Source organism: Advenella sp. FME57, assembly GCF_014897675.1.
Taxonomy (GTDB): Bacteria; Pseudomonadota; Gammaproteobacteria; order Burkholderiales; family Burkholderiaceae_B; genus Advenella.
In genome coordinates this window covers 120,683-128,269 of the sequence record NZ_JABUXU010000013.1, presented here as the reverse complement: position 1 = coordinate 128,269, position 7,587 = coordinate 120,683, and the positions used below count along the sequence as shown (strand labels likewise).

Genomic DNA, 7,587 nt, shown 5'->3' with positions numbered 1-7,587 from the left:
AAAATGCGCAACAACAGTGACCGCCGGTGCAAAGAAAAACGGCCGGATAAACCGGCCGCGTGTGTGCTTCGCTTTATTTTATCAGCTGACTGATGTCGCGTACTGCGCCGCGATCGGCCGAGGTGGCCATCGCGGCATAGGCTTTGAGGGCCTGTGATACATAACGCTCGCGATGCGCCGGATGCCAGGCGCTTTGACCGCGATTTTCCATCTCGGCACGGCGACGCGTGAGTTCGGTTTCATCCACCGCCAGGTTGATTGTGCGGTTCGGAATATCGATCTCGATCACATCATCATCATGCACCAGGCCAATGGTGCCCCCTTCTGCAGCTTCCGGAGAAGCATGGCCGATGACCAGGCCCGAAGAGCCGCCCGAGAAACGACCGTCGGTGAGCAACGCGGCCTTGGCGCCGAGCCCCTTGGATTTGAGGTATGACGTGGGGTACAGCATTTCCTGCATGCCGGGGCCCCCTTTGGGTCCTTCGTAGCGAATAATGACAACGTGGCCTTCCTTGACCTTGCCGTCCAGAATGCCTTCGGTTGCATCTTCCTGGCTTTCGAACACAATGGCCCGGCCAGTGAACTTCAGGATACTTTCATCCACACCCGCTGTTTTGACAATACAGCCATTTTCCGCCAGATTACCGTACAGCACGGCCAGACCGCCATCCTGAGAATAGGCATGAGCCTTGTCGCGGATACAGCCTTCGGCACGGTCCAGATCCAGCTCGGCAAACTGCCGGTCCTGGCTGAAGGCGACCTGGGTGGGCACCCCGCCGGGAGAGGCTTTGAAGAACGTGTTGACCTCTTCCGTGGCATGACCACTGTTGACATCCCACTGCTCAATGGCCTTGCCCAGCGTGCCGCTGTGTGCATTGCCGGCATTCAGGTCCAGCAGGCCCGCGCGACTGAGTTCGCCAAGAATGGCAATCACGCCGCCGGCACGATGTACGTCTTCGATATGAAATTGGTTGGTCGCAGGCGCCACCTTGCAGACACATGGCACATGACGCGATATGCGGTCAATGTCAGCCATGGTGAAATCAACCCCGGCTTCCTGGGCGGCAGCCAACAAATGCAGCACAGTGTTGGTGGAACCGCCCATGGCCACATCCAGTGTCATGGCGTTTTCAAAGGCCGCCTTGGTCGCGATGGAGCGCGGCAACACAGAAGCATCGTCCTGTTCGTAGTAGCGCTTGCACAGCTCAACCACCAGATGGCCGGCACGTTCAAAAAGCGCACGACGGCGCGCATGGGTAGCCACGATCGTGCCGTTGCCCGGCAGGGACAGACCCAGCACTTCGGTCAGGCAGTTCATGGAGTTGGCGGTAAACATGCCTGAACAGGAACCACAGGTTGGACAGGCGTTGCGTTCAATTTCATCGGTTTCGGCGTCCGACACGGTCGGATCGCCTGCCTTGATCATGGCGTCGACCAGATCCAGCTTGATCACCTTGCTGGTTTCCGGGGCAAGCACCTTACCGGCTTCCATCGGGCCACCCGAAACGAAGACAACCGGAATGTTCAGCCGCATGGCAGCCATCAGCATACCCGGGGTGATCTTGTCGCAGTTGGAAATGCAGACCATGGCATCGGCGCAATGCGCGTTGACCATGTATTCGACCGAGTCGGCAATCAGTTCGCGCGATGGCAGCGAATACAGCATGCCGCCGTGACCCATGGCAATGCCATCATCAACCGCAATCGTATTGAATTCCTTGGCCACACCGCCCGCTGCCTCGATTTGGCGTGCAACCAGTTGCCCCATGTCCTTCAGGTGCACGTGCCCTGGAACAAACTGGGTAAAAGAGTTAACCACGGCAACAATCGGCTTGCCGAAATCGCCGTCTTTCATGCCTGTGGCGCGCCACAAGGCACGCGCACCAGCCATATTACGACCGTGAGTCGAGGTTTTGGAACGATATTGGGGCATTTCTGACTACTTCCTGGAAAAAACGGGGGAAACCTTGTAATTTACACCACATGCTGCAGAAAATCTTTCAAACGCTGACTTGGCGGTGAAGACAACAGCTCCGCCGGTTTGCCGTCGTGCGCAATTTTGCCGTCATCGATAAAAAGCAGGCGGCTGCCGACCTTGCTGGCAAAATCCATTTCGTGCGTCACCACCACCATCGTCATGCCCTCTTCGGCCAGGTCCTTCATCACTTTGAGCACCTCATGGCGCAGCTCCGGATCCAGGGCCGAGGTAGGCTCGTCAAACAGCATCAACAGCGGCTTGACCGCCAGCGAACGCGCAATGGCTACCCGCTGCTGCTGACCGCCCGACAGCTCGCTCGGATAATGGTTCATGCGTTCGACCAGCCCTACCTTGTCCAGCAATGCAATGGCTTCAGTGCGCGCCTGCTTCTTGGAAACACCACGCGACTCCAACGGACCGAACATGACATTTTCCAGTGCAGTCAGTTGCGGAAACAGGTTGAACTGCTGAAAGACCATGCCCGCTTCGCGGCGCAGTTCACGCACCTGCGCCTGGGTGCCGCGCACACTAAGTTCGCCGACCCGTATATCGCCTTCCTGGATGGTTTCCAGCGCATTGATGCAGCGCAGGAAGGTGGATTTCCCCGAACCGGAAGGCCCGACCACCACCACCACTTCGCCTTTTTCAATGCTCAGGCTGATGTCATTCAAAATTGTATTGTCGCCGAATTTTTTGACGACGTTTTCAAAGGTGACCATGCTCATACGTTCCGCATCCTGTGTTCCATGATTTTCAGAGCCAGCGCGATCAGTCCGTTCAAAATCAGGTAAATGACGGCGACTGCGCCCCAGATTTCCACCGCCCGAAAGTTGGCTGCCATGATTTCCTGACCCTGACGCGTCAGCTCGGCCACGCCAATCACAATGAACAGTGACGAATCCTTCAGACTGATAATGCACTGGTTGCCCAATGCGGGAATCATGCGACGAAACGCCACCGGCCAGATAATCTTGAGCACAATCCGGTGAAAGGACAGACCCATGGACTGCCCGGCCTCGAACAGGCCCTTTGACACCGACTGTAGCGCACCACGCACAATTTCTGCAATGTACGCCCCGGAGTTGATGATCAAGGTGGCAATGGCGGCCGACATGCCGTCGACACGCAAGTCCATGACCAATGGCAGGGCAAAATAGATAAACATGACCTGCACCACGATGGGTGTGCCCCGCACCACCAGTACATAGAACTGGGCCAGCAGGCTCAGAAGCGGGCCAAGAATGCCGGCGACCGGATTGCGGCGAATGGTCTTGGCTGAAAATAAGGATGGAATGTAGGCCCTGATCACACCTGTAATAGCGCCGAGCAGCACCCCGCCAAAAAGCCCCCAGAATGTGATTTTGATTGTGACCCAGGTGCCGGCCATCAGGCTGGGCAGCGCGTCTTGAACAACGGAAAAGTCAAAATCCATGTGTGAATCCTGTTTGAATATTGGGACCGCAAAAAGCAAAATCCGGTGACTGTCTCCATGTGGATACAGTCACCGGATCGCTATTTCCGGCGATGCAGCACCCGCAATGTATGGTCATACATGGGGAGCGCAGGCAATTACTTCACAGCCTGACCAAACCATTTGGTATAGATTTTGTCGTATTCGCCATTCTCTTTCAGTTTCTTGAGTGACGCGTTGACCTTTTCAACCAGATCGCTGCCTTTGGGAAAGGCGATGCCATAGAAGTCGCCGCTCTGCACAGAACCAGTCACAATAACCTTGTCCTTGCCACCGGTATTGGCGTAATACTGTACATTGGGTGTATCGTGCACGACCGCGTCGACACGGCCGGTGGCCAGATCAAGAAAGGCGTTGTCAATATTGGGGAACAGTTTGACCTTGGCGTTGGGCACTTCCTTTTTCAGAAAATCAACCGTCGCGGTTCCTGTTTTTGCCGCCACTTCCTTGTCTGCAAGGTCCTTGGCTGTCTTGATCGTATCCTTGTTCTTGACCGAGGTCAGGATGGCAAGACCGCTTTCGTAATAAGGATCGGAAAAATCGATGACTTTTTTGCGCTCGTCCTTGATGGTAATGCCTGCCAGCGCAACGTCAATATTCTTGGTTTGCAGACCGGGAATGATGCCGTTGAAATCCATGGGCTGCAGGCGGTACTTGACGCCCATATCCTTGGCCAGCGCATCCCACAATTCAACGTCGAATCCCACATATTTGCCGTCCTGCTTGAATTCGAAGGGCACAAAAGCGGTGTCGGTGGCAACCACAAGCTCTTTGTCCTGTGCTTGCGCAACGGTAGTTGCCGGCACAGCCAACGTGATGGCAAATCCCAGTAAGGCTGCTTTCAGTTTGCTCTTGATCATCTTGAACCTCTAGAAAATTATTTTTTAAATTCAGGCCGTACGCCGCTGGGCTGGCCGTGAACACGGGTTTACCAGACAACTATAACCCAATTTTTTATCGGGTGCGCGCAGGCAGATTCGCGACTCAGGTAAACCCTGAGCGGCAGAATCAATATCAAAAAGCGGAATATGGCTGCCGATGCGCCGTCGGCATCGGTATGGGTCAGCGGTCGCGTTCGGTGGCGAAAGTACAAAATGCCAGCAACGATTCCCTGAACTCGGAATCGGGGAACGCCTGCAGCGCCGCGCGCGCACGTTCGGCCTCTTCGCGCGCAACCTCGCGGGTGTATTGCAGGGCATCGGTGTCGTTGATGGCGCGGGCCACATCGGCAAAATCGGCCTCGCCTGTTTCAATCGCCTTGTGGATGAGGGAACGCTGTTGCGGCGTTCCCACCTGCATAACGCGGATCAGCGGCAGCGTCGGCTTGCCTTCGCGCAGGTCATCACCCACATTTTTCCCCAGCGATTCCACGTCACCCGTGTAATCGAGCACGTCGTCAATCAACTGAAACGCCGTGCCTACGTAGCGACCATAGTCGGCGGCCGCGTTTTCCTGCGCCGACGTTGCGTCGGCCAGCAAGGCGCCGGTCTGCATGGCGGCTTCGAAAAGCTTGGCCGTTTTGTAGCGGATAACCTGCAAGTAGCGTTCGACCGACACGTCCGGGTCGTGCACGTTGAGCAACTGCAGTACTTCGCCTTCGGCAATCACGGTCGTCGCGGCGGACAGCACCTGCATGATCCGCATCGAATCGAGCTCGACCATCATTTCGAATGATCGGGAATACAGATAGTCGCCGACCAGCACGCTGGCGGCATTGCCGAATACGGCATTGGCTGTATCGCGGCCACGGCGCATATCGGACTCGTCAACGACATCGTCATGCAATAGCGTGGACGTGTGGATAAATTCAACCACCGCAGCCAGCGTGTGGTGAGCCTGCCCCTGGTAACCAAAGGCACGGGCAGCCATGAGCACCAATGCGGGTCGCATGCGTTTGCCCCCCGCCCCGATGATGTATTCACCAATAGTACGGATAAGAACAACGTCAGAGTCGAGTTTCTTGCGGATTACGCCATCCACGGCGCGCATATCATCGTTGATGGGACAGATAATCTCTGGGAGGTTCAAGGCAGATCCTGAAGCAGAAAAGGGAATTAACTCACGGCAAGCTGTGATTATATTCCAGCCCGCAACAAGAAACAGACAAAGGCCTTTTTTTGATGATAATGTATGCATTTTGACCGCTATTGACCACATAGGACACGCAAGTGAGCAGCCCCGATTCCAGTCCCGACCTCTCCTCCCTGATTGAACGAGCCGATCAGGTCCTGCGCCAGTTGGCCGCCTGGCTTCCGCCGGCGCCGCCGCCGATAGACTGGAGCGCCCATGCCTTTCGCTGGCGACGCAAGGGATCAACCGGCTGGCTTGAAGCGGTCAAGCATATTTCCACCATCCATAAGGACGACCTGCTGCATATCGAGCGGCAGCGGGACACGATCGATCGCAACACGCGCCACTTTCTGCAACAGAAACCGGCCAACAATGTGCTGATGACCGGCGCCCGCGGCACCGGCAAAAGCTCGCTGGTCAAGGCCATGCTGGCAGAATACGCGCCGCAGGGCCTGCGTCTGGTGGAAATGGACAAATCCGATTTGGCCGACCTGACGGATCTGGTCGATATCGTTGCCGGCCGTCCGGAAAGATTCATCATTTTCTGTGATGATCTGTCCTTCGAGGAAGGTGAAGCCGGCTACAAGGCCCTCAAATCGGTGCTGGACGGCTCCATAGCCTCGGCCGGCGACAATGTGCTCATTTATGCGACGTCCAACCGCCGCCACCTGATGCCTGAATACATGAACGAAAACCTGTCCACGAAGCATCAGGCCGACGGGGAAATCCACCCCGGTGAAACCGTGGAAGAAAAGATCTCGCTGTCCGAACGCTTTGGCATCTGGCTGTCTTTCTACCCGTTCCGCCAGGACGACTATCTGGATATTGTCGCGCACTGGTTGCGCGAACTGGGCTGTCCGCCTGAATCTATCGCTGCAAGCCGGACCGAAGCCTTGCAATGGACACTGGAGCGCGGTTCGCGCTCCGGGCGAGTGGCCCGGCATTTTGCCCGTGACTGGGCGGCCAGGCATATGCCTGCCGGATCCGGCGCACAGGCTGACAGCGGAGCCGGCCAATGAACGCAACAAAACCGTATATCAAAGTCGTTGTCGGCGTCATTCTGAACGAGCAAACCGGCGAGATCCTGCTGGGCCAGCGCCCTAAAGGCAAGCCCTGGGAAGACTGGTGGGAGTTTCCCGGAGGCAAGATCGAAGAGGGTGAGACCCAGAAACAGGCGTTGGTGCGCGAACTCAGGGAAGAACTCGGTATAGACGTGCATGCCTGCACCCCGTGGGTGACATTCACCTATGAATACCCGAAAACCATTGTCAATCTGGCCTTCTGGCGAGTTACCGGCTGGCAAGGCACGCCCAGGTCGCTGGAAGAGCAGCAACTGGCCTGGACGACGCCCGCAGATGCGGGCAAGCTGGGACAATTGCTGCCGGCCTCCCTGCCCCCGCTGCGCTGGCTGGCCCTGCCGGAACACTATGCCATATCCAACATTCAGACGCCTGAGAACAGCCAGTCATGGCTGGTCAGCCTGCAGCAGCAACTGGACAATGGCTTGCGGCTGGTGCAATTGCGTGAGCCGGCCTGGCCCGATGGTCCGGCGGCAGCCAGCCTGAAAACCGTATTCGAACGCGCCATCGACTGCTGTCATGCCGCCGGTGCCCGGGTGCTGGTCAACAGCGTGCATCCCAAAGCCTGGTGGAAGCTGGCCGACGGGGTGCAATTGAGGGCGCAGGACGCCCTGCTCGCCGATGCCCGTCCGCTGCCAGAAGAAAAGTATCTTGTCGGCGTCTCGGCGCACAATACCGCCGATGCGCTGTATGCCCAGGTGCTGGGCGCAGACTTTGTGGTGCTGGGGCATGTGCTGGAGACGCCGTCGCATCCGGATCAGCCGCCGCTGGGCTGGGACGGTTTTGCCAGTATCGCCCGCGAGGCTGGCCTGCCGGTGTACGCCATCGGCGGTCAGTCAGCGGCGACCCTGGAGGTAGCGCGCGAACACAGTGCGCATGGCATTGCTGCCATCCGCGGGCTGGCCGGTTGATGGTCGGTTAATGGCCAGTTGATAGCCGACGGATAGCCGGTTCGTTTTCGCGCGCCCGCATCCGCCGGCCCTGCCCCC

7 protein-coding genes are annotated in these 7,587 nt (G+C 57.4%); 2 read left to right on the top strand and 5 right to left on the bottom strand.

Annotated features, from left to right (window positions below; genetic code table 11):
- Positions 1-73 precede the first annotated feature (73 nt).
- The 5 genes from ilvD to ispB all read right to left on the bottom strand — a co-directional run bounded on the left by ilvD (position 74) and on the right by ispB (position 5,477).
- Entirely contained in the window at positions 74-1,933 is a 1,860-nt protein-coding gene (gene ilvD, locus INT32_RS15745) for a dihydroxy-acid dehydratase (RefSeq protein ID WP_193089664.1), read from the bottom strand.
- A 41-nt stretch (positions 1,934-1,974) separates the two neighbouring features.
- Positions 1,975-2,703, bottom strand: a complete 729-nt coding sequence (gene glnQ, locus INT32_RS15740; RefSeq protein ID WP_304519098.1) for a glutamine ABC transporter ATP-binding protein GlnQ — start codon at positions 2,701-2,703, stop codon at positions 1,975-1,977.
- Entirely contained in the window at positions 2,700-3,410 is a 711-nt protein-coding gene (locus tag INT32_RS15735) for an ABC transporter permease subunit (RefSeq protein ID WP_193089663.1), read from the bottom strand. The genes glnQ and INT32_RS15735 overlap by 4 nt, the downstream gene beginning before the upstream one ends.
- A gap of 137 nt (positions 3,411-3,547) precedes the next feature.
- Positions 3,548-4,309 (bottom strand): glutamine ABC transporter substrate-binding protein GlnH, encoded by a 762-nt coding sequence (gene glnH, locus INT32_RS15730; RefSeq protein WP_193089662.1) that lies wholly within the window; start codon positions 4,307-4,309, stop codon positions 3,548-3,550.
- Positions 4,310-4,511: 202 nt separating this feature from the next.
- Entirely contained in the window at positions 4,512-5,477 is a 966-nt protein-coding gene (gene ispB, locus INT32_RS15725) for an octaprenyl diphosphate synthase (protein WP_193089661.1), read from the bottom strand.
- A gap of 140 nt (positions 5,478-5,617) precedes the next feature.
- Here ispB and INT32_RS15720 point away from each other — a divergent pair, with 140 nt between their 5' ends.
- Together INT32_RS15720 and INT32_RS15715 are read left to right on the top strand one after the other, a co-directional pair.
- A complete protein-coding gene (locus INT32_RS15720) occupies positions 5,618-6,538 on the top strand; it encodes an ATP-binding protein (protein ID WP_193089660.1) in 921 nt (306 codons plus the stop codon).
- The gene (locus tag INT32_RS15715; RefSeq protein ID WP_193089659.1) at positions 6,535-7,509 is read left to right on the top strand and encodes a Nudix family hydrolase; all 975 of its coding nucleotides are present in this window, start codon (positions 6,535-6,537) and stop codon (positions 7,507-7,509) included. Before INT32_RS15720 ends, INT32_RS15715 begins: the two co-directional genes overlap by 4 nt.
- Positions 7,510-7,587 lie beyond the last annotated feature (78 nt).